Consider the following 17,884-nt stretch of genomic DNA (forward strand, 5'->3'; position numbering starts at 1 on the left):
AATATTTTCATCGTGAAACGTGTAGGCTTGAGCATGCCATAAGTGGGCGCGCGACGGAATCCGCCATGGACGGTCCGGTGCCGCGGAGGAGAGAGCGGAGGTGGGTGGGTGAGCGAGCCGATCGGCACGGAGGGTCTGGAAGGCGAGGACGTCGTGGCGGGTGTCCCGTTCTCGGTGCTGTCGAAGACCGTCGCGATCGACATCCTCGTGCACGGCGCGCGGTCCCGCGCCCAGCTCACGAAGAGCATGGGACTGTCGGCGGCCACGCTGACCCGGCTGGTCAAGCCGCTGCTCGAGGCCGGCGTCCTGGTCGAGACCGACCCGATCCGCAGGCCCGGCCGCGGCCGGGCCTCGCTGGCCTTGGACGTCGTTGCCGACAGCTACCGATTCGTCGGCGTGAAGCTGACCACCGACTCGATCTACGCGGTCGTCACCGACCTGCGGTCGCAGGTCCTGGAGACCCATGTGCGGCCCGTACCGTCCCTCGAAGCAGCCGACGTCGTCGAGGCGGTGGGCGAGATCGTCGCGGAGCTGCGATCCCGCACCGACCGGCCCCTCGACGCGGTGGGCGTCACCGTGGGCGGCGCGGTCGACGCCGGCGAGATCGTTGCCGACTCCCCCTTCATGCACTGGCACGACGTGGCCCTGAAAGCCCTGCTCAGCAAGCGACTCGACATTCCTGTCCATCTGGACAACGACGTGGTCGGCCTGACCCAGGCGCAGCACTGGTTCGGGTACGGGCGGGGTTGCGCCGACTTCGCCCTGTTCACCGTCGGCGCCGGCATCGGCTACGGGCTGGTGCTCAACAACGAGATGATCCCGACCGGCGTGCTGCCGGTCAGCCACCTGCCGATCGACCCGTCCGGCCCGCTGTGCCACCTCGGCCACCGCGGTTGCACGACCGCTTACCTCACCTCGAACGCCGTCACCTCGGCGGTGTCCGCCGTCTTCGGCCGGTCCGTCGGGTACGACGAGGTGGTGTCACTCGCCGCGGCCGGTGAACCGGTGGCGCGCCGGGTCGTGGACGAGGCCGCCGGCGCCCTCGGTCAGGCCGCCGCCGCCATCACCTCCCTGACCGGGGTGCGGCGGATCATCCTCTCCGGCGAGGGGATCCATCTCGCCGTCACCGCCCGCCAGGCCCTCGAGGACGGCCTGAACCGGTACGCCGGCCCGCGCGGCTCCCGGACCGAGTTGGTGATCCGCCCGATGGACTTTCTGGAGTGGGCGCGCGGTGCCGCCACGATCGCCATTCAGGGCGAATTTCCCTGCCCGCCGGCGACGCGTCGCCCGGCGTCCTCTTGACATCTTTTCTTTTCATCGAGAAAGTAGATCGACCGGGACGCGCTCCCTTCTGGAGCTGTCAGACCTGCCATCACGACGGCCGGCTGCTCTGGTCCGCCCCTGGCGCGGCCGTGTAAGGCGTCATCGAAACGGAGACTTGCCATGAAACACCGTTCAGCTGGGACCGCGGCCCTGGCGATGCTCGCCGTCGGCCTGCTGGTCACGGCCTGCACCGGGACCGGCGGACAGACCTCCTCGGGAGGTGACAGCGGGCCCCGGACGATCCGCTACCTGGTCGAGCAGCCGGAGGACGCCGCCGCCCTGAAGAAGCTCGAGACCCACCTGGCGGAGTTCGAGAAGTCGTCCGGCGTCGACGTGAAGCTCGAGGCGATGCCGACCGACAACATGCGGACGGTGCTGCAGACGCAGCTGCGGTCCGGCGACGGCCCGGACGTCTTCAACTGGGGTTCGGGCCCCGGGTACGCCGGAGCGCTCGCCAAGGCGGGCCTGCTGTACGACCTGACCGAGGCGTACCAGAAGTACAAGTGGCCGATCTACCCGTTCGCGAAGGACCGCGTCACGTTCGAGGGCAAGACCTTCGGCGTCCCGGGCGAGATGGAGACGGTCGGCCTGTTCTACAACCAGGACCTGTTCGCCAAGCACGGCGTCACCGCCCCGCGGAACCTGGACGAGCTGAAGGCGGCGTCCGCGACGTTGCAGTCGAAGGGCGTCGTACCGATCGCGGCCAGCGACAAGGAAGGCTGGCAGGGCGGACATCTGCTCAGCATGGCGCTGTCCAGCGCGGTCGGGTCGAAGGGTATGGACGCGCTGCTGAAGGGTGAGAAGTCCTGGAACTCGCCCGAGGTGGTCTCCGCGCTCAAGCTGTGGGAGGACTTCGGCAAGTCGAAGTACCTGCCGCAGTTCCCGACGTCGCTCAGCTACGACAACGCGAACGCTCTGTTCTTCTCCGGCAAGGCGGCCATGGTGCCCACCGGGAGCTGGCTGATCGACAGCATCGAGAAGAGCGCGAAGTTCAAGGTCGGCTACATCCCGTTCCCGGCGCCGTCGGGACCGGGGATCTTCACCGGCGGGCTCGGGTCCGGCCCGTTCGTCTCCGCCGGCAGCAAGAACACCGACGCGGCCCTCGAGCTGGTGAACTTCCTCGCCTCGCCGGACCACGCCCGCTGGGTGGTCGAGAACCTCGGCACGATCCCGCCGCAGCCGGTGGACGTCAGCGGCCTGAAGCTGTCGCCGCTGCTGAGCCAGACGCTGAAGGACACCTCGACGCTGGCCGGCGGCAGCGGTGACTTCGGCTACAACATCGACGTCCTCACCACCGACGTGTTCAACAAGGCGATGTGGGACGGGGTCCAGGGCATCCTGTCCGGCCAGCAGACCGCCGAGCAGGTCGCGGCCAACCTCGAAACAGCGTTCAAGAAGTCATGAGCACGGACACGCTGCCAGTGGCGCGGCCCGCCGGCGAACCCCCGCGCGCAGCCTTCCGGCGGCGCGGGACGCCGGTCGGGCCGCCGCGGGTCACCCGGGGCGCGCAGACCCGTCTGGGGTTGCTGATGGTCGCGCCGCTGATGGTGATGGTCGTCGTCTTCGTCCTGTTCCCGCTGGGCAACGCGGTGTACTACGCATTCGTCGACTTCAACGGGATCAACCCGCGGCCGCCCTTCGTCGGCTTCGGTAACTTCGTCGAGCTCTTCCGCGACCCGAGCGTGTGGGCGGCGCTGAAGAACAACGTGATCTGGATCGTGCTCGGCACTACAGCTCCGCTCGTCATCGGACTGGCGCTCGCGTTGCTGGTCTGGGGTACCGGGCGGAGCAGCATCTTCTACCGGATCGCGTTCTTCGTCCCCTACGTCCTTCCGCAGGTCGCGATCGGCGTCGTGTGGGGCTGGATCTACGACCCGGCTCGGGGCTGGCTCAACCGGGCGCTGGAGGCAGTCGGGCTCGGCTCGCTGACGACCGGCTGGCTCGGCAACCCGGACACGGCGCTGTACGCGGTGCTCGGCACCGCGGTGTGGGCAACGTGCGGTTTCGTCTTCGTGATCCTGCTGTCCGCGCTCCGCAACGTCGACACCGAGCTCGTGGACGCCGCGCGCATCGACGGCGCCGGCACGCTGGGCAGGCTCTGGTACGTCGTCCTGCCGCAGATCATGCCGGTCTTCCTGATGGTCACGACGATCACGCTCGTCGGCGGCTTCAGCGTCTTCGACATCGTCTTCATCATGACCGGCGGCGGGCCGGCGGGTGCCACCGAGGTTCTCGGAACCTACGCCTACGGAAACGCCTTCCAGCTCAACCGCATCAGCTACGGCACGGCGCTGGCCCTGGTGATCACGCTGATGGCGATCCCGTTCGCGATCTGGCTGAACCGCCTGCAGCGACGGCTCTCACTACAGGGGACTGGAGCATGACGACGTACACGGCCCGGCCGGTCCTGCGCCGACAGGCAGCGCTCGGCGGGAAACATCTGATCCTGCTCGGGCTCTCGGTGCTGATGCTGTTCCCGCTGGTGCTGATCCTGTCGACGGCACTGAAGACGGACGAGGACGTTCGGTCGAATCCCTTCGGCTTGTTCTCGTCGGTGTCGTCGGACAACCTCGTGACGGCCTGGACCGTGGGCAACTTCGGCGACTACGTGCTGAACAGCTTCCTGCTGTCCGTGCCGAGCACGGTGATCGTGGTCGTGCTGTCGACGCTGGGCGGCTACGCGTTCGCCCGGCTCCCGTTCCCCGGGCGTTCGCTGGCCTTCTACCTCGTGGTCCTCGGACTGCTCGTACCGTTCTTCACCTACATGATCCCGCTGTACTTCCAGCTGCGAGGGATGGGCCTTCTCAACACCTTGCTGGGCGCCAATCTCGTGCTGGCCAGTACCGGTCTGTCGTTCGGCACGTTCTTCATCCGGGCGTTCTTCACCGACCTGCCGACCGAGATCGAGGAAGCCGCACGGATCGACGGCGCCTCGGAGTGGCAGATCTTCGTCCGGGTGATGCTGCCGCTGGTCACCTCCGGCGCCGGCGCGCTGGCGGTGTTCACCTTCCTGCAGAACTGGAACAACTTCCTCGTCCCGCTGCTGTACCTGCCCAGCGGCAGCTACCGTCCGCTGACCACCGGCCTCTATCTCTTCCTCGGTGGACGGTCCGTCGACATCGGTCCGCTGGCGGCCGGAGCCTTGATCACCATCCTGCCGGTGATGGTGCTGTTCGTCGTCATGCAACGTCAGGTGACGCAGGGCTTCCTGTCCGGCGCCGTCAAGGGCTGATCCGTCGGCCCACAAGACCCAAGGAGTTTTGTGCACAACGTACTCGACCTGCGCGATCTGGTCCCCGACGAGGCAGAGCAACTGCTGCACAGCGGGTATGCGGCCGGCGCGCTGCAGGCGGAGGCCCGCGCGGCGGCCGCCGACAGTGATCTCGCACGGCTGGAGGACGTGGAGCGGCGGCTCGGCGTCCTCGAGCGGGACCAGGACTGGCCCTTCGACGAGCCGGACGACGCGGACACGTTGCATGGCCTCGCCGCCGCGGCACCGGACCTGCCGGTCGACGAGTCACGGCTGGACGACCGTGTTCGCGGGGCTTGGCTGGGGCGGACGGTCGGCAACACGCTCGGCAAGCCGGTGGAGGGTCTGACCCGGTCGGAGCTGGAGGTCTATCTGCGTGCGGCCGGCCAGTGGCCGCAGACGGGGTACCTGCCGCTGCTCGACCCGTTGCCGGCGGGGGTGACGGCACTGCATCCGTCAGCGCCGACCGCCTCGGCGGGACGCTTCGTCGACGTTCCCCGGGACGATGACATCGACTGGACGATCATGGGGCTCCACCTGCTCGAGACGTACGGTCCTGGACTGACCACCGAGCAGATCGCCGCACAGTGGCTCGACCGGGTTCCGTTCACGCAGACGTACACGGCCGAGCGCGCGGCGTACCGCAACCTGATCCACGGACTGCAGCCCCCTGCGACGGCCACCTACCGCAATCCGTACCGAGAGTGGATCGGGGCACTGATCAGGGGTGACGCGTTCGGCCTGGTGAACCCGGGCCGGCCCGGCGACGCGTCGAGGCTCGCACTCGTCGACGCCAGGCTCACCCACACCGCGAACGGCGTCTACGGCGAGCTGTGGGCGGCAGGGCTGGTGTCCGCCGCGCTGGCGACCGGCTCCGTCCGTGACGCGCTGCACGCGGCAAAGGGCCTGGTGCCTTCCCGATCCCGGCTCTTCGCCACCCTGGAATCCGTCGAGCAGCTGTACGACTCCGGCGCGAGTCACACCGACGCGCTCGACTGGGTCGACCGCGAGCTCGGCCACCTCCCGTGGGTCCACACGATCAACAACGCGGCCCTGATCGCGATCGGCCTGCTCTGGGGCGAGAGCTACATGGACGCGCTGGCCATCACGATCTCCGGCGGGCGGGACACCGACTCGAACGGGGCCACCGTCGGCAGTGTGTACGGCGCGGCGCACGGCGCGTCCGGTGTACCCGAGGAACTCGTTGGGACGACCCACGTCAAGGTACGCAGCGCGGTACGGGACTTCGACAGGATCACCGTCGACGAACTCGTCCAGCGGACCCTGCGGCTGATCGCCGGGTTCCGATGACGGCGGAGCCTGTCTTCCGTCGCCGGGCAACGTTGATCGGCCATCGCGGCCTCGGCAAGGGGACGGTTCTCGGCCAGGCGGAGAACACGCTGGGGTCCTTCCTGGCCGCCGTCGAGCAGGGCCTCGACTGGGTCGAGGTCGACGTACGGCGGACCGCCGACGACGAACTGTTCGTCGCCCACGACGCCGCCCTGCCGGACGGGACGTTCCTCGCCGATCTGACCGCCGCGCAGGTGTCCCGGCTCGGCGGTCTGAGGGTGCGGGAACTGCTGGACGCGCTGCCGAGCGGCTGCGGCGTCGCCTTCGACATCAAGTCGTGCCTGGAGGACGCGGACCGTTCGCCGGACCGAACCACCGCGGCGCTGCTCGGCCGTCTGGTCAGGGACGCCGGCACCGGCCGGCCGATGGTCGCGTCGTCGTTCGATCCCGCCGCGCTGCTCCACATCCGGGCGCAGGCGCCGCGGCTCGCGCTGGGTCTGCTGACCTGGCTGCACTTCCCGATCGGCCATGCGGTCGCCGCAGCCGCACACCTGGACGTCCAGGTCCTCGCCGCGCACGCCGGGTCGCTCTGGCCGAATCCGTCCACGGCACCACTCGACCTGCCGTCGGTCCGGCACACGCTCGAACTGGTGCATCGCGCGCACCGTCAGCTCCTCGTCTGGTGCCCCACTTACGACCAGGCGACATCCCTCGTCGACACGGGCGTCGACGCGCTGATCGTGGACGACGTACCGACTCACCTGGCACCCGCCGAACGTTGCGTCAGCTGAGCGGAGCCGCGGTCGTCTGTTTGACATCGGCCGCGGTCACGCGCCGCTTTCCGGAGACTTTTCGGCGTCAGGTGACGTTTTCTTTCCGGAGAGCCGGGGTGGTTTCAGACCGGTACTGCGGAGCTCGAGCGTGGCGAGTGCGGTGACGACCTCCTGGTCGCGCTCGCGCCAGGCGCTGACCGGGTCGTCGGAGATCTTCGCGAGTTTGTGCATCGGCTGGTTCGCCATCGCCCGCAGCGCGAACAGATCCAGGTCGGCCGCGCTGTCGATGAACCTCCGCGCCGCCGTCGCCCGGCGCGCGAACCGGATCCGCCGCGGCACCCAGATCAGTACGGCGAACAGCACCGGCAGCCCGATCGTCACCGCCGCGAGGACCAACGCCAACTGCTCCACCGCATGCGCCTGGTCCCGGCCCGCCTGTGCCAGTTTCCCCGCCGCGGCGGCCGCCCCGTCGACCGGCGCCCGCAGTTGGTCCCCGACCGCCGGCACCTTCCCGATCGGCTCCGACATCCGTCGCAGATCCCCGGCCAGCCCGTCGCCCGCCTCGGCCGCCTTCCGCCCCGGCGCACCGAGCGCCTCCGTCATCCGGTGGACGAGCAGGCCGAGCTCGACACATCCCCAGGTCCAGGCCACCAGGATCACATCCCCCAGCACCTGGCCGACCCGTTGCGCCCGGACGTCGGAATACAGCTTCATGGGGCGCCTTTCCTCGGACTACAGGCTGCTGCGGAGGTTCCAGAGGAGAGGGTAGTAGCGGAGGTCCAAGCGGCTGCGGAGGTAGCTGGCGCCCGACGAGCCGCCGGTGCCGGGCTTGGTGCCGATCATGCGCTCGACCATGACCACGTGGCGGGCGCGCCAGGCGGCGGCCAGCTCGTCGTGCTGGAGCAGGGCCTCGGCGAGCTCCCAGATCGCGGCGTAGTGCGACCGGTCGCCGGCGATCTTGCGCAGAGCGTCGCGGAGGGAGTCCTCCGACTCGGTGTCGAACCCGGCCTTCCGCAGTACCTCGAGGTACGCGTCCCAGAGCGTCGGCTCCTCCAGCCGGCGGCGCAGGCGGTCCTGCTCGACCTCGGTCAGCCCGCGGAAACGCCGTACGAACGAGGGGTCCTTCGCGCCGGACAGGAACTCGATCTCCCGGAACTGCACCGACTGGAACCCGGACGCCGGCGACAACCGGTGCCGGAACTCGCCGAAGTCCTGCGGGGTCATCGTCTCCAGGATGTCCACCTGCTGCGTCAGCACCCGCTCGATCGTGTGCACCCGTCGCAGCAGGTGCTCGGCCAGCCACAGCTCGTCCGCCAGCATCGCGTCGCGGGACGCGGTCAGCTCGTGCAGAACTTGTTTGAACCAGAGCTCGTACACCTGGTGGATCGTGATGAACAGCAGCTCGTCGTGCGCCGGCGGATCCGACTCGAGCCGCTGCTGGTCGAGCAGGTCGGCCAGGCGCAGGTAGCTACCGTACGTGAGCCGGCCGCCCTCCTCACCGAAATGGACGTCGACGCCGCCCCACTGTCCCGCCACCCCTTCACCAGTGCTCATGACACGGAGACTAGCCGACCACTTCGTGACCGGTCAGCGATTCGTTCGTTGATCCTCAGGTACGCCGAGTTCGAGGAGTTGCATGTCCGCCACGGTCGAGACGCCGATCGTCCCTGGGCCGGTCCAGGGGCCCACGCGGGAAGAGCCACTGATCGAGGCGTTGTTGCTCGACGACTACCGCTCGCTCGTCCACCTCGCCTACCTGATCCTCCCGCCTGCGATCAGCCGGGCGAGGCGGGTGGCGGCGGCGCACGCGGTGGTGCAGCGGGCACTCCCGCCGGGCCTCACGCTCCCGAACCACCTCACGCTCCCGACGAGTCTCGTCGTGCCGCCGGACGTCAGGGTCCCGGCGACGCGGCACCGGGAGTTCATGCGCCGCCGGGTCGTCGACGAGGCGACCCGGCAGGCGGAGCGGCGATCCGTCCTGGCCCGCCTCGGCAGTGCGCTCGCCCCGGCCGACGCCCTCGGCTTCGACCCGTGCAGCACCCGCCCCGACCGCACCGCGATCGCCCGCCGCCGCACCCGCGGCCGCCGGGTGTCGATCGCCTTCACCCTCGTCGTCACCGCCGCGATCCTCGCCGCGCTCCTCACGTCCTGATCCCCAGGCCATCACAATCCTTCGCCTCGGACGCCGCCCGGCGCGGCGCCGCCGGTCGACGGCGATTGTGATGGCCTGGGGATCCGAAGACCACGCCTTGACGCAACGCCGGAGGTGACGGTGTCCACCCAGGCAACCATCTGCAACACGTACTGCGACGCGCGCGATCCCGCACTCGCGACGAAGGACCGGACGCCGGTGTCCACGACGCTGTTCGGGCGCACGATCAGGCTGCACTTCGACGACGACGCCGCGATGGGCTGGGCCTCGATCGAGAACGGCAGACCCGGCGACGAGGTCTGGCTGGACCGCTCGATGGACGGCGGTCGCACCTGGTCCGGCGGCAGCCGCCTCGGCAACACCGCGATCCCGAGCGAGCAGACCGCCTGGCGCACGTCGATGTACAACGTCGACGACTGGAACAACCTCGGTGTCGGCGCCTTGCGCGCGTGCGGCAAGGCCGGTGACCGCGCCGACATCACCTGGACCCCGTGGGCTCGGACGACGTGGAACGCGTGGGACCGCCGTACGGCGGCCGCCACCGCGCTGATGCAGGACTACAACCTCGCGACCGGACTGTTCGACACCACCGGGTGGTGGAACTCCGCGAACGCGCTGACCGCGTTGATCGACAACATCCGGGTCAGCGGGATGCACAGTTACGTGTACGCGATCGGCAAGACCTACGACCTGAACCTGAACAAGTTCGAGGGCCAGTTCCGCAACGACTACATCGATGACACCGGCTGGTGGGGGCTCGCGTGGATCGCGGCGTACGACCTGACCGGTGAGGCTCGCTACCTGCAGACCGCGCGCGCCGACGCCGACCACATGGCGGCGTACTGGGACAACACCTGTGGCGGCGGCGTCTGGTGGAGCGAGGCGAAGACGTACAAGAACGCGATCTCGAACTCGCTCTACATCCAGCTCAGCGCGGCGCTGCACAACCGGATCGCGGGCGATACGACCTACCTGCAACGCGCGCAGGCCGGCTGGACATGGTTCCAGCAGACCGGGATGATCAACGGCTCGCAGCTGGTGAACGACGGCATCGACCTGTCCACGTGCAGGAACAACGGCGACACCGCGTGGACGTACAACCAGGGCGTGCTGATCGGCGCGCTCACCGAGTTGTCCAAGGCAACGAACAACTCGGCGTACCTGACCACCGCGCGTCAGCTCGCGGACGCGTCGACGACCGCCGCGTCGCTGCACACCGCGGACGGCATCCTCCGCGAGCCGTGCGAGAGCGGCGACTGCGGTGGCGACGGGCCGTCGTTCAAGGGCGCGCACGTCCGCGGCCTCGGCAAGCTCGACGCGGCGCTGTCCGACCACCCGTACACGACGTACCTGCGCCGTCAGGCGGATCGCGCCTACGCCGCCGACCGTACGCCGATGGACCACTACGGGCTGCGCTGGTACGGCCCGGTCGACCAGCTCGACGCGGCACGTCAGCAGTCCGCGCTGGACCTGCTCAACACAACCTGAGGATTCCGTCACGCTCGCCCCGGTAGGCGACGAGTGATGGAATGATGCCCGCATGGAGCTGAAGATGTCGGCGTCGTACGACGCCACCCCCGAGGAAGTGTTCGCGATCGTGACGGACACGGCCTTCCGTGAGCAGGCCTGCGAGAAGACCAAGGCGCTGTCGTACGACGTCAAGGTCAGCACGTCCGGGAACGACACCGTGGTCCGGGTCAGCCGGGAGATGGAGTCCACCGACATCCCGGACATGGCGCGGAAATTCGTCGGCGAGACGCTGACCGTCGTGCAGACCGAGACCTGGCACGCGGCCGCCGCCGACGGTTCGCGGTCCGCGGACGTGTCCGGCGAGATCGCCAACACCCCGGTCACGCTGAAGGGCACCGCGCGGATCTCGGCGAACGGCGCCCAGACCGTCCAGGCGATCGAGCTCGACGTCAAGGTCGCGGTCCCGCTGATCGGCAAGAAGCTGGAACCGTTCGTGGTCGACGCCATCCGTGCCGGCCTGCAGAAGGAGCACGACCTCGGCCACGAATGGAGCGGTAAGTAAGGGCATGTCGCTGCGCTGACCGCGTCGCCTCCGGTGGCAACCTGAAAGGAAGCGTTGCACCGGAGGTGACCCGTTCTGATGCGAAGTTCGCTGCGCAAGAAGCACGATCGGACCCCGTCCACGCCCGACGATGCCCTGAGCGACACGCAGTACTGCGCGTTCTGCGCCACCGTGATGCCGTTCGAACGCGTCGACCCCACGGACTACCTGGTCGACGAGCCCGACGAGTGGATCTGCACGAAGTGCGGCTCCGCCCTCCTCATCGACCCACCCACCCAACACCTGCACCGATCCGCCTGAAGCCCCGCTAGCGGCCGGCGGAGTCGGCTGCGGCGAGGGCTGTGCGCATCGCTTCCCGTACGTCGGCGGGCCACGGGCCGGTGTTGGTCAGGGGGATCTCGGTCATGAAGCGGCGCTCGGCCTCCGGGATCCGCGCCACCACCAGCTCCGGCTCGTCGACGACCGCCGCGTACAGGCGCGGCCCGTCCGCGCTGAACAGATCTGCCGCGACCAGCCGCCCGTCCGCGGTGCGCATGATCCCCGCCGCCCGCCATCCACGACAAGCCCCGGTGCCACGGAACACGCCATTACCTGTCTCGCCACCCCAGCGCCTGTTCCATACCGCCCGCACGAAGCACGACGGTGCTGGCGGCGGTGGAGGGTTAGTCGAAGACGAGGGTGCGGAGGGCTACGTGGCCTTCCTCGTCGATGACGTAGTGGGCGTGGCCGTCCTGGTCGACCGCGATGCCCTCGACGCGGCGGACGTCGCCGAAGTGGTGGATCACCTTGCTGCCGACGACACCGCCGGCGTCGGACGACAGCTCGAACCGGACATGCTCGGAATCCGCCCGCGCGCCCTCCGGGTGGTCCGCGAGGACCGTGGCCGACTTGCCGGACGCGTCCAGGTCCCCGATGACCGCGTCGAACCGGTCGCCGCCGTGTGTGTCGAGACCGCGCAGCCCCGCCGGCGCCTCCACGCTGCCGACATCGCCGAGGATCCACACGTTGCCGCAGCGCGGTACGGCGTACGGGTCCTCGAACAGCTCCGTGACGTTCTCGAGCTCCACCAGCAGCGGATGCCCGTCGGCGGTCACCGGGTACCGCAGCCCGAGCAGCAGGTTGCCGTTGTCCCGGAACTCGGCGGCCTCGATGTTGATCGGGTGATCGGCCGGCCGGACGGTGCCGTCCCAGCTCTTGGCCTTGAGCCGTCCACGGGCGATCGTCGCCTCGACGTACGCCTCCTGCCCCAGCCGGCCCACCGGCAGCAGGTCGACGTCTGCGAGTACGTCGTTGATCGCCCGGTGCAGGCCGAACCGGAACCGCACGACCTCGAGCGCGGGCCGCCCGCCATCCGCGAGCGCCTGCTCGTCGACCCGGGCGATCCACGACCGCTTCGCCGCCAGCGGACCCGCCTTCTTCCCGAACTGCGACCCGAGCAGGTAGACGTACCCGTCACGCGCCGCGCACGCCTCGGCGTCCTCGGTCCGGCCCGCGTTCACGCCGGCGTCGGTGAGGACGCGGCGCGCCGACCAGCCCTCGTCGAGCGGCACCCCGGCCTCGTGCACCAGCAACGCGAGCGCATCCTCCGCCGTCGCCTCGTCCAGGACGGTCACGAAGGCGCGGTCCCAGCCGTGCCGCGCGAGCACGTCGGGCGTGAACACGCGGCACAGGTCGGAGGCTTCGTTCGGTTCGAGGTGCAGATCAGTCGCATGCATACCTGGGAAACGACGGCGACCGGCGGGAATGCTCCCACCGGCCACCGATTCCCGGGTAAACCCTGACTCACCCCTGGTGCGGGTAGCGGTAATCCGTCGGAGGGGCGAAGGTTTCCTTCATCGAGCGTGGGGAGGCCCAGCGGATCAGGTTCCACATCGAGCCGGCCTTGTCGTTGGTACCGGACGCGCGGGCACCGCCGAACGGCTGCTGCCCGACGACCGCACCGGTCGGCTTGTCGTTGACGTAGAAATTCCCGGCCGCGAACCGCAGGTACTCCGAGGCCTCCGCGACCGCGTGCCGGTCCTGCGCGATGACGGCACCGGTCAGCCCGTACGGCGCCGAGTGCTCCATGCCCTTCAGCACGGTGTCGTAGTCCGCGTCGTCGTACACGTGCACGCCGAGGATCGGGCCGAAGTACTCCGTGGTGAAGATCTCGTCGGCCGGGTCGCCGGAGACCAGCAGCGTCGGGCGGACGAAGTACCCCTCGCTGTCGTCGTAGGTGCCGCCGGCAACAACCTCGATCGCGTCAGTGGCCCGGGCGCGGTCGATCGCCGCCTTGTGCTTGGCGAACGCGCGGTCGTCGATCACCGCGCCGATGAAGTTCGACAGGTCGGTGACGTCGCCCATCGTGATCGCCTCGGTCTCCGCGACCAGGTCGTCCCGGATCCGGTCCCACACCGACCGCGCCACGTACGCCCGCGACGCCGCCGAGCACTTCTGCCCCTGGTACTCGAACGCGCCCCGCACCATCGCGGTCTTCAGCACCGCCGGGTCCGCCGACGGATGCGCCAGGATGAAGTCCTTGCCGCCGGTCTCCCCGACCAGCCGCGGATAGGTCTTGTACGACGCGATGTTCGCCCCGACCGTGCTCCACAGCGACTGGAACGTCTTCGTCGAGCCGGTGAAGTGGATACCGGCCAGATCCGGATGGGTGAGCGCGGCCTTGCTGACGTCGATGCCGTCACCGGTGACCAGGTTGATCACACCCGCCGGCAGCCCCGCCGCCTCGAACAGCCGCATCGTCCAGTGCGCCGCGAACTGCTGCGTCGGCGACGGCTTCCACACCACCGTGTTGCCCATCAGCGCGGGCGCGGTCGGCAGGTTGCCCGCGATCGCGGTGAAGTTGAACGGCGTGATCGCGTACACGAACCCCTCGAGCGGCCGGTAGTCCACCCGGTTCCACACACCCGGGGACGAGATCGGCTGATCGCTGACGATCTGCCGCGCGAACGCCACGTTGAACCGCAGGAAGTCGATCAGCTCACACGCCGCGTCGATCTCGGCCTGCTGGATCGTCTTGGACTGACCGAGCATGGTCGCCGCGTTCAAGGTGTCCCGCCACGGCCCCGCCAGCAGGTCCGCCGCCTTCAGGAAGATCGCCGCACGGTCGTCGAACGACAGCGAACGCCACGCCGGAGCAGCCGCCAGCGCCGCGTCCACCGCCGCCCTACCGTCCGCCTCGGTCGCGTTACCGAGCGTGCCCAGCACCTGCGCGTGCCGGTGCGGCTGCACCACCTCGATCGGCGCACCACCACCCAGCTTCTGCTCGCCGCCGATCGTGCACGTCAGATCGATCGCACCGGCGGCGGCGAAATCCTTGAGCTTCGCCTCCAGACTCGCGCGCTCGGACGAACCGGGCGCATACCCCCTGACGGGCTCGTTGGCCGGCGTCGGAACGGCGGTGACGGCATCCATGCTGCAGCACTCCTCGATCGTGGGGTGGACCGTGTGGGCACGCCGGTGCGGATGGTCCGGACGTGACACCAGCATGGTGCCATGCCAGGACCGTCAACCACGAACGCGCCTGAGCTACCTCCGCTCTACTTCCGCCACGGCATGTGCTGGAGGGCCCAGGTGTTGCCGTCGGGGTCGGCGAACCAGGCGTAGAACACGCCGCCGAGGTCCTCGGTCTCGCCGACCTCGACGCCACGGCCGATCAGCTCCTGGCGGGCCGCCTCGATGTCCTTCACCACCAGGTGCAGGGCGCGCAGCGATCCCGGCTCCATGTCCGCCATCGGCAGGCCCTTGAGCAGGCTGATCGAGCAGTACGAGCCCGGCGGGGTGAGCTGGACCACGCGGACGCCGTCGGCCGGCGACACGTCGACGTCGACATGGAACCCGCATTGCTCGGAGTAGAACCGCTTCGCCCGGTCGATGTCGGACACCGGCACCGGGATCAGCTCCAGCAGGTACGCACCCGGCCGGACGACCGCCGCACCGGGGTCCTCGGCGATCTCCGACTCGTCCTTCGGGATCTCGGTCGTCGTCGGCGGAGGCGTCGGTATGTCGGTCATGCGGACTCCCCCGGGGCGGCGCTGCCCCTTGCTCGCTCACTCATGCGGACTTCTTCGTGGCCTTCTTGGCGGCCTTCTTCGCCGTGGTCTTGGCGGCCGTCTTCTTCGCAGCCGCCGCCTTCTTGGCCGGAGCCTTCTTGGCGGCGGCCTTCTTCGCCGGCGCCTTCTTGGCCGCCTCGCCGTCGGCGGACCCACCGCCCGCACGGCGTGCCTTGGCGGCCTCGACCGACGCGCGCAGCGCCGCGACCAGGTCGACCACCTCGGCGCCCTCGGTCTCTTCCTCCTCGGTCTCCGGCAGCGGCACGCCCTCGGCCTTCGCCATCACGACCTTCTCCAGCGCCTCGCGGTAGTCGTCGTGGTACTGGTCCGGGTCGAACTCACCACGCAGCGTGTCGATGTACGACGACGCCATCGCCTTCTCCTGGGACCGGATCTCCACGTCCTCGGGCGGCGCCGCGAACGACGCGTCCCGGATCTCGTCCGGCCACAGCATCACCTGCAGGACCAGGATGTCGTCGACCGTCCGCAACAGGCCGAGGCTCTCCCGGGACCGCAGCGCGACCTTCACCAGCGCGTACAGCTCGGAGCCCTCGAGGGCGTCGCGGAGCAGCACGTACGGCTTCGCGCCCGGCCCGCCGTCCGCGGCCAGGTAGTAGGACTTGCCCAGGTAGAGCGGGTCGACCTGGTCGGCCGGCACGAACTCGAGCACGTCGATGACCTTCTTGCTGGACAGCGGCAGGTCCGCGAAGTCGTCCGAGTCCAGCACCACCATCCGTCCGTCCGGCATCTCGTACCCCTTGCCGATGTCGGAGTACGGCACCTCCTCGCCGTCGATCGAGCAGATCCGCTTGTACCGGATCCGCCCGCCGTCGGCGACGTGCACCTGGCGGAACGAGATGTCCTTCTCCTCGGTCGCGGAGAACACCTTGATCGGGATCGTCACCATCCCGAACGAGATGGCCCCCTTCCAGATCGCCTGCATCGCCATCAGCTCCCTGTCAGCTCAGCCCGTCAGTCAGCTCACGTCCGCTGCCCACCGCGCGGCCCCTCCGCCGCCAGCAGATCCGGGATCTCCTGTGTCGCGTACCACATCAGGTCTTCACCCTCGCACGAATCCAGGGCGAACACCGCGTCGTCGTCACCGTCCTGTGCGGCGTCCCAGAGGTCGGCGGCCTTTCCGATCACCGACGTCGCCTGCGGCGCGTCCAGGTGCACGGACACCACCGACCGCCACGGGATCAGCACGTGCAGCTCCAGCCGGGCGTCGCCGAGCTCCACGGACCCGTCGGCCGGCGGTACGGCGCTCACCTCGGCCGCGATCACCACCCGCCTCCGTGCGGTACCCGGATCGGCGGCGAGCAGTCCTACCGAGGCGCGGGCCGCCTGCGCCATCGCGGCGAACTCCAGCTCCTCGTCGTCGCCCTCGACGTACCACTCCCGCAGCGCCGGTGTCACGGCGTACGCCGTCAGCGGGGCCGGGCCGATCTCCCCGGCGTTGCACGCCGCGCTCAGCGACCGGAGCGTCGCCGGTACGTAGACCCTCATGAACCCGCCTTCTTGGTTGTCCCGCGATCCTTCTTCCGGCCCCGGGAGGCCCGGTTCCGGCTGCCCTTCGTGGTGTCCAGCAACTCGTCCAGCGCGTCGGTCACGCACTGGGCGAAAACAGCGAGATCCGGCATGGCGGTGCGGTCCGCATTCAGACCGTAGTACACCTTCCCGTCGTACGACGTGACGCCGACCGACAGGCCCTGTCCGGGCATCAGCGGAACCACCGGGTACGACGCCAGCATCGGGGCGCCCTGCGCGTACAGCGGGAACTGCGGGCCCGGAACGTTGGTGATCACCACGTCGTCGATCGGCCGGACCGTGGCGGTCGCGACCCGGGCGGCGAGCGCGTGCAGCGTGGTCGGGGCGAATCCGGCGATGCCGACCAGCGAGCGGGCGCTGACCGCGCGGCCGGTGTCCTTGTGCACCTTGGTCTGGTACGAGATCTGGTGCAGCCGCATGACCGGGGAGTTCTCCCCGACCGGCAGGTTCACGGTCGAGGCGATCACCCGGGAGCCGAGCGACGTGGGCTCCTCGTCCTCGTCGTCGCGGATGCTGACCGGCACCACCGCGCGCACGCTCCGGGTCGGGCCGACGCCCTCGCCGCGGGTCATCATCCAGGCGCGGAACCCGCCCGCGACCACGGCGAGGATCACGTCGTTCACCGTCCCGCCGTGGGCCGCGCGGATGGACCGGTAGTCCTCCAGGTCGGTCTGGACGGTGGTGAACCGGCGCTGCCCGGACGTCTTCACGTGCAGCGAGCTCTCCTGCACGTGCCGCTGCGCGACCACCGAGCCGACCACGTCGCCGAGCACCTCGCGCACCGAGGTGGAGCCGGTCAGGCTGGCCATCTCGGCGCGGGCCAGCTCCAGGACCGCGGTCGGATGCCGGGTGGCGTCGGCGAACACCCCGGCGAGCAGCTCCAGCGCGGACGGCGGATGCTCCGGCTGCCAGGTGTCGGTCGGCGTCTCCCGGGGGTGCGCGGTGCTGTCCAGCACCACCTGCCCGATGTCGACCGTGCTGTTGCCGTCGACAAGCGCCTGATGGGACTTCGAGATGATCGCGAACCGGTCACCCTGCAGGCCCTCGACCAGGTACATCTCCCACAGCGGACGGGCCCGGTCGAGCCGCCGGGACATGATCCGGGCGACCAGCTCGAGCAGCTGCGCGTGGGTGCCGGGACGGGGCAGCGCGGAGCGCCGTACATGGAACGTGATGTCGAACTCTTCGTCGTCCACCCAGACCGGCCCGGCGAAGCGCCCCGGGATCTGCTGGACGCGCTGCCGGTACCGCGGCACGAACGCGATCCGGTCCCGGATCAGCGCCACCAGGCTCTCGTAGTCGAACCCCTCGTCGCCGTGCACCGGCGGCTCGAAGATGTCCACCGTCCCGACATGCATCGGCGTGGCCGGCGACTCGGCCTTCAGGAAGGTGAGGTCGAGCGACGTCAACCGGTCCGGCATCCGGCCACCTTCCTCTCAGTTCGACGGAATCTCACCCTAGCGGGGC

The 17,884-nt window shown here is 69.5% G+C and carries 19 protein-coding genes; 10 read left to right on the forward strand and 9 right to left on the reverse strand.

Features of this window, described 5'->3' with window-relative positions:
- Positions 1 to 108 precede the first annotated feature (108 nt).
- The 6 genes from BJY22_RS38575 to BJY22_RS38600 all read left to right on the forward strand — a co-directional run bounded on the left by BJY22_RS38575 (position 109) and on the right by BJY22_RS38600 (position 6,654).
- Positions 109 to 1,302, forward strand: coding sequence for an ROK family protein (locus tag BJY22_RS38575; RefSeq protein WP_167216928.1), 1,194 nt, complete (start codon positions 109 to 111; stop codon positions 1,300 to 1,302).
- Between the two features lie 141 nt (positions 1,303 to 1,443).
- Positions 1,444 to 2,727, forward strand: coding sequence for an ABC transporter substrate-binding protein (locus tag BJY22_RS38580; protein ID WP_167216930.1), 1,284 nt, complete (start codon positions 1,444 to 1,446; stop codon positions 2,725 to 2,727).
- Positions 2,724 to 3,707 carry a carbohydrate ABC transporter permease gene (locus tag BJY22_RS38585; protein ID WP_167216932.1) on the forward strand — a complete coding sequence of 328 codons (984 nt, stop codon included), beginning with the start codon at positions 2,724 to 2,726 and terminating at the stop codon, positions 3,705 to 3,707. The genes BJY22_RS38580 and BJY22_RS38585 overlap by 4 nt, the downstream gene beginning before the upstream one ends.
- Positions 3,704 to 4,555, forward strand: a complete 852-nt coding sequence (locus BJY22_RS38590; RefSeq protein WP_167216934.1) for a carbohydrate ABC transporter permease — start codon at positions 3,704 to 3,706, stop codon at positions 4,553 to 4,555. Before BJY22_RS38585 ends, BJY22_RS38590 begins: the two co-directional genes overlap by 4 nt.
- 30 nt (positions 4,556 to 4,585) lie before the next feature.
- Complete coding sequence (locus BJY22_RS38595; RefSeq protein WP_167216935.1) at positions 4,586 to 5,884, forward strand: ADP-ribosylglycohydrolase family protein; 1,299 nt, start codon at positions 4,586 to 4,588, stop codon at positions 5,882 to 5,884.
- Complete coding sequence (locus tag BJY22_RS38600) at positions 5,881 to 6,654, forward strand: glycerophosphodiester phosphodiesterase (RefSeq protein WP_167216937.1); 774 nt, start codon at positions 5,881 to 5,883, stop codon at positions 6,652 to 6,654. Before BJY22_RS38595 ends, BJY22_RS38600 begins: the two co-directional genes overlap by 4 nt.
- 36 nt (positions 6,655 to 6,690) lie before the next feature.
- On the opposite strand, the gene BJY22_RS38605 is transcribed toward BJY22_RS38600, so the two are convergent.
- The gene (locus tag BJY22_RS38605) at positions 6,691 to 7,350 is read right to left on the reverse strand and encodes a hypothetical protein (protein ID WP_167216939.1); all 660 of its coding nucleotides are present in this window, start codon (positions 7,348 to 7,350) and stop codon (positions 6,691 to 6,693) included.
- A gap of 18 nt (positions 7,351 to 7,368) precedes the next feature.
- On the reverse strand, positions 7,369 to 8,190 hold the full coding sequence (locus BJY22_RS38610; RefSeq protein ID WP_167216941.1) for a tryptophan 2,3-dioxygenase: 822 nt from the start codon (positions 8,188 to 8,190) through the stop codon (positions 7,369 to 7,371).
- 82 nt (positions 8,191 to 8,272) lie between these two features.
- On the opposite strand from BJY22_RS38610, the gene BJY22_RS38615 reads away from it, so the two are divergent.
- The 4 genes from BJY22_RS38615 to BJY22_RS38630 all read left to right on the forward strand — a co-directional run bounded on the left by BJY22_RS38615 (position 8,273) and on the right by BJY22_RS38630 (position 11,120).
- A complete protein-coding gene (locus BJY22_RS38615; protein ID WP_167216943.1) occupies positions 8,273 to 8,788 on the forward strand; it encodes a hypothetical protein in 516 nt (171 codons plus the stop codon).
- 120 nt (positions 8,789 to 8,908) lie between these two features.
- Complete coding sequence (locus tag BJY22_RS38620; RefSeq protein WP_337759788.1) at positions 8,909 to 10,276, forward strand: glycoside hydrolase family 76 protein; 1,368 nt, start codon at positions 8,909 to 8,911, stop codon at positions 10,274 to 10,276.
- Between the two features lie 52 nt (positions 10,277 to 10,328).
- Complete coding sequence (locus BJY22_RS38625) at positions 10,329 to 10,820, forward strand: DUF2505 domain-containing protein (RefSeq protein WP_167216945.1); 492 nt, start codon at positions 10,329 to 10,331, stop codon at positions 10,818 to 10,820.
- A gap of 78 nt (positions 10,821 to 10,898) precedes the next feature.
- Entirely contained in the window at positions 10,899 to 11,120 is a 222-nt protein-coding gene (locus BJY22_RS38630; protein ID WP_167203123.1) for a hypothetical protein, read from the forward strand.
- A gap of 7 nt (positions 11,121 to 11,127) precedes the next feature.
- On the opposite strand, the gene BJY22_RS38635 is transcribed toward BJY22_RS38630, so the two are convergent.
- The 7 genes from BJY22_RS38635 to BJY22_RS38665 form a co-directional block, all read right to left on the reverse strand.
- The gene (locus BJY22_RS38635) at positions 11,128 to 11,355 is read right to left on the reverse strand and encodes a hypothetical protein (protein WP_167216947.1); all 228 of its coding nucleotides are present in this window, start codon (positions 11,353 to 11,355) and stop codon (positions 11,128 to 11,130) included.
- 127 nt (positions 11,356 to 11,482) lie between these two features.
- A complete protein-coding gene (locus BJY22_RS38640; RefSeq protein ID WP_167216949.1) occupies positions 11,483 to 12,535 on the reverse strand; it encodes a hypothetical protein in 1,053 nt (350 codons plus the stop codon).
- A gap of 67 nt (positions 12,536 to 12,602) precedes the next feature.
- Entirely contained in the window at positions 12,603 to 14,231 is a 1,629-nt protein-coding gene (pruA, locus tag BJY22_RS38645) for an L-glutamate gamma-semialdehyde dehydrogenase (protein WP_167216951.1), read from the reverse strand.
- A gap of 125 nt (positions 14,232 to 14,356) precedes the next feature.
- A complete protein-coding gene (locus BJY22_RS38650; RefSeq protein ID WP_167216953.1) occupies positions 14,357 to 14,830 on the reverse strand; it encodes a VOC family protein in 474 nt (157 codons plus the stop codon).
- Between the two features lie 40 nt (positions 14,831 to 14,870).
- Positions 14,871 to 15,818 carry a non-homologous end joining protein Ku gene (gene ku / locus BJY22_RS38655; protein ID WP_238350576.1) on the reverse strand — a complete coding sequence of 316 codons (948 nt, stop codon included), beginning with the start codon at positions 15,816 to 15,818 and terminating at the stop codon, positions 14,871 to 14,873.
- Positions 15,819 to 15,850: 32 nt separating this feature from the next.
- Positions 15,851 to 16,375 (reverse strand): DUF6912 family protein, encoded by a 525-nt coding sequence (locus tag BJY22_RS38660; RefSeq protein WP_167216955.1) that lies wholly within the window; start codon positions 16,373 to 16,375, stop codon positions 15,851 to 15,853.
- Complete coding sequence (locus BJY22_RS38665; protein WP_167216957.1) at positions 16,372 to 17,838, reverse strand: WS/DGAT/MGAT family O-acyltransferase; 1,467 nt, start codon at positions 17,836 to 17,838, stop codon at positions 16,372 to 16,374. The genes BJY22_RS38660 and BJY22_RS38665 overlap by 4 nt, the downstream gene beginning before the upstream one ends.
- Between the last annotated feature and the right edge of the window lie 46 nt (positions 17,839 to 17,884).

The organism is Kribbella shirazensis (genome assembly GCF_011761605.1).
Taxonomy (GTDB): Bacteria; Actinomycetota; Actinomycetes; order Propionibacteriales; family Kribbellaceae; genus Kribbella; species Kribbella shirazensis.

Coding starts and splice junctions, on each gene's coding strand:
- BJY22_RS38650 (WP_167216953.1), bottom strand. CDS start 14,830: ATGACCGACATACCGACGCCTCCGCCGACGACGACCGAGATCCCGAAG.
- BJY22_RS38665 (WP_167216957.1), bottom strand. CDS start 17,838: ATGCCGGACCGGTTGACGTCGCTCGACCTCACCTTCCTGAAGGCCGAG.
- BJY22_RS38580 (WP_167216930.1), top strand. CDS start 1,444: ATGAAACACCGTTCAGCTGGGACCGCGGCCCTGGCGATGCTCGCCGTC.
- BJY22_RS38640 (WP_167216949.1), bottom strand. CDS start 12,535: ATGCATGCGACTGATCTGCACCTCGAACCGAACGAAGCCTCCGACCTG.
- BJY22_RS38660 (WP_167216955.1), bottom strand. CDS start 16,375: ATGAGGGTCTACGTACCGGCGACGCTCCGGTCGCTGAGCGCGGCGTGC.
- pruA (WP_167216951.1), bottom strand. CDS start 14,231: ATGGATGCCGTCACCGCCGTTCCGACGCCGGCCAACGAGCCCGTCAGG.
- BJY22_RS38600 (WP_167216937.1), top strand. CDS start 5,881: ATGACGGCGGAGCCTGTCTTCCGTCGCCGGGCAACGTTGATCGGCCAT.
- BJY22_RS38610 (WP_167216941.1), bottom strand. CDS start 8,190: ATGAGCACTGGTGAAGGGGTGGCGGGACAGTGGGGCGGCGTCGACGTC.
- BJY22_RS38590 (WP_167216934.1), top strand. CDS start 3,704: ATGACGACGTACACGGCCCGGCCGGTCCTGCGCCGACAGGCAGCGCTC.
- BJY22_RS38635 (WP_167216947.1), bottom strand. CDS start 11,355: ATGCGCACCGCGGACGGGCGGCTGGTCGCGGCAGATCTGTTCAGCGCG.
- ku (WP_238350576.1), bottom strand. CDS start 15,818: ATGGCGATGCAGGCGATCTGGAAGGGGGCCATCTCGTTCGGGATGGTG.
- BJY22_RS38630 (WP_167203123.1), top strand. CDS start 10,899: ATGCGAAGTTCGCTGCGCAAGAAGCACGATCGGACCCCGTCCACGCCC.
- BJY22_RS38585 (WP_167216932.1), top strand. CDS start 2,724: ATGAGCACGGACACGCTGCCAGTGGCGCGGCCCGCCGGCGAACCCCCG.
- BJY22_RS38605 (WP_167216939.1), bottom strand. CDS start 7,350: ATGAAGCTGTATTCCGACGTCCGGGCGCAACGGGTCGGCCAGGTGCTG.
- BJY22_RS38615 (WP_167216943.1), top strand. CDS start 8,273: ATGTCCGCCACGGTCGAGACGCCGATCGTCCCTGGGCCGGTCCAGGGG.
- BJY22_RS38625 (WP_167216945.1), top strand. CDS start 10,329: ATGGAGCTGAAGATGTCGGCGTCGTACGACGCCACCCCCGAGGAAGTG.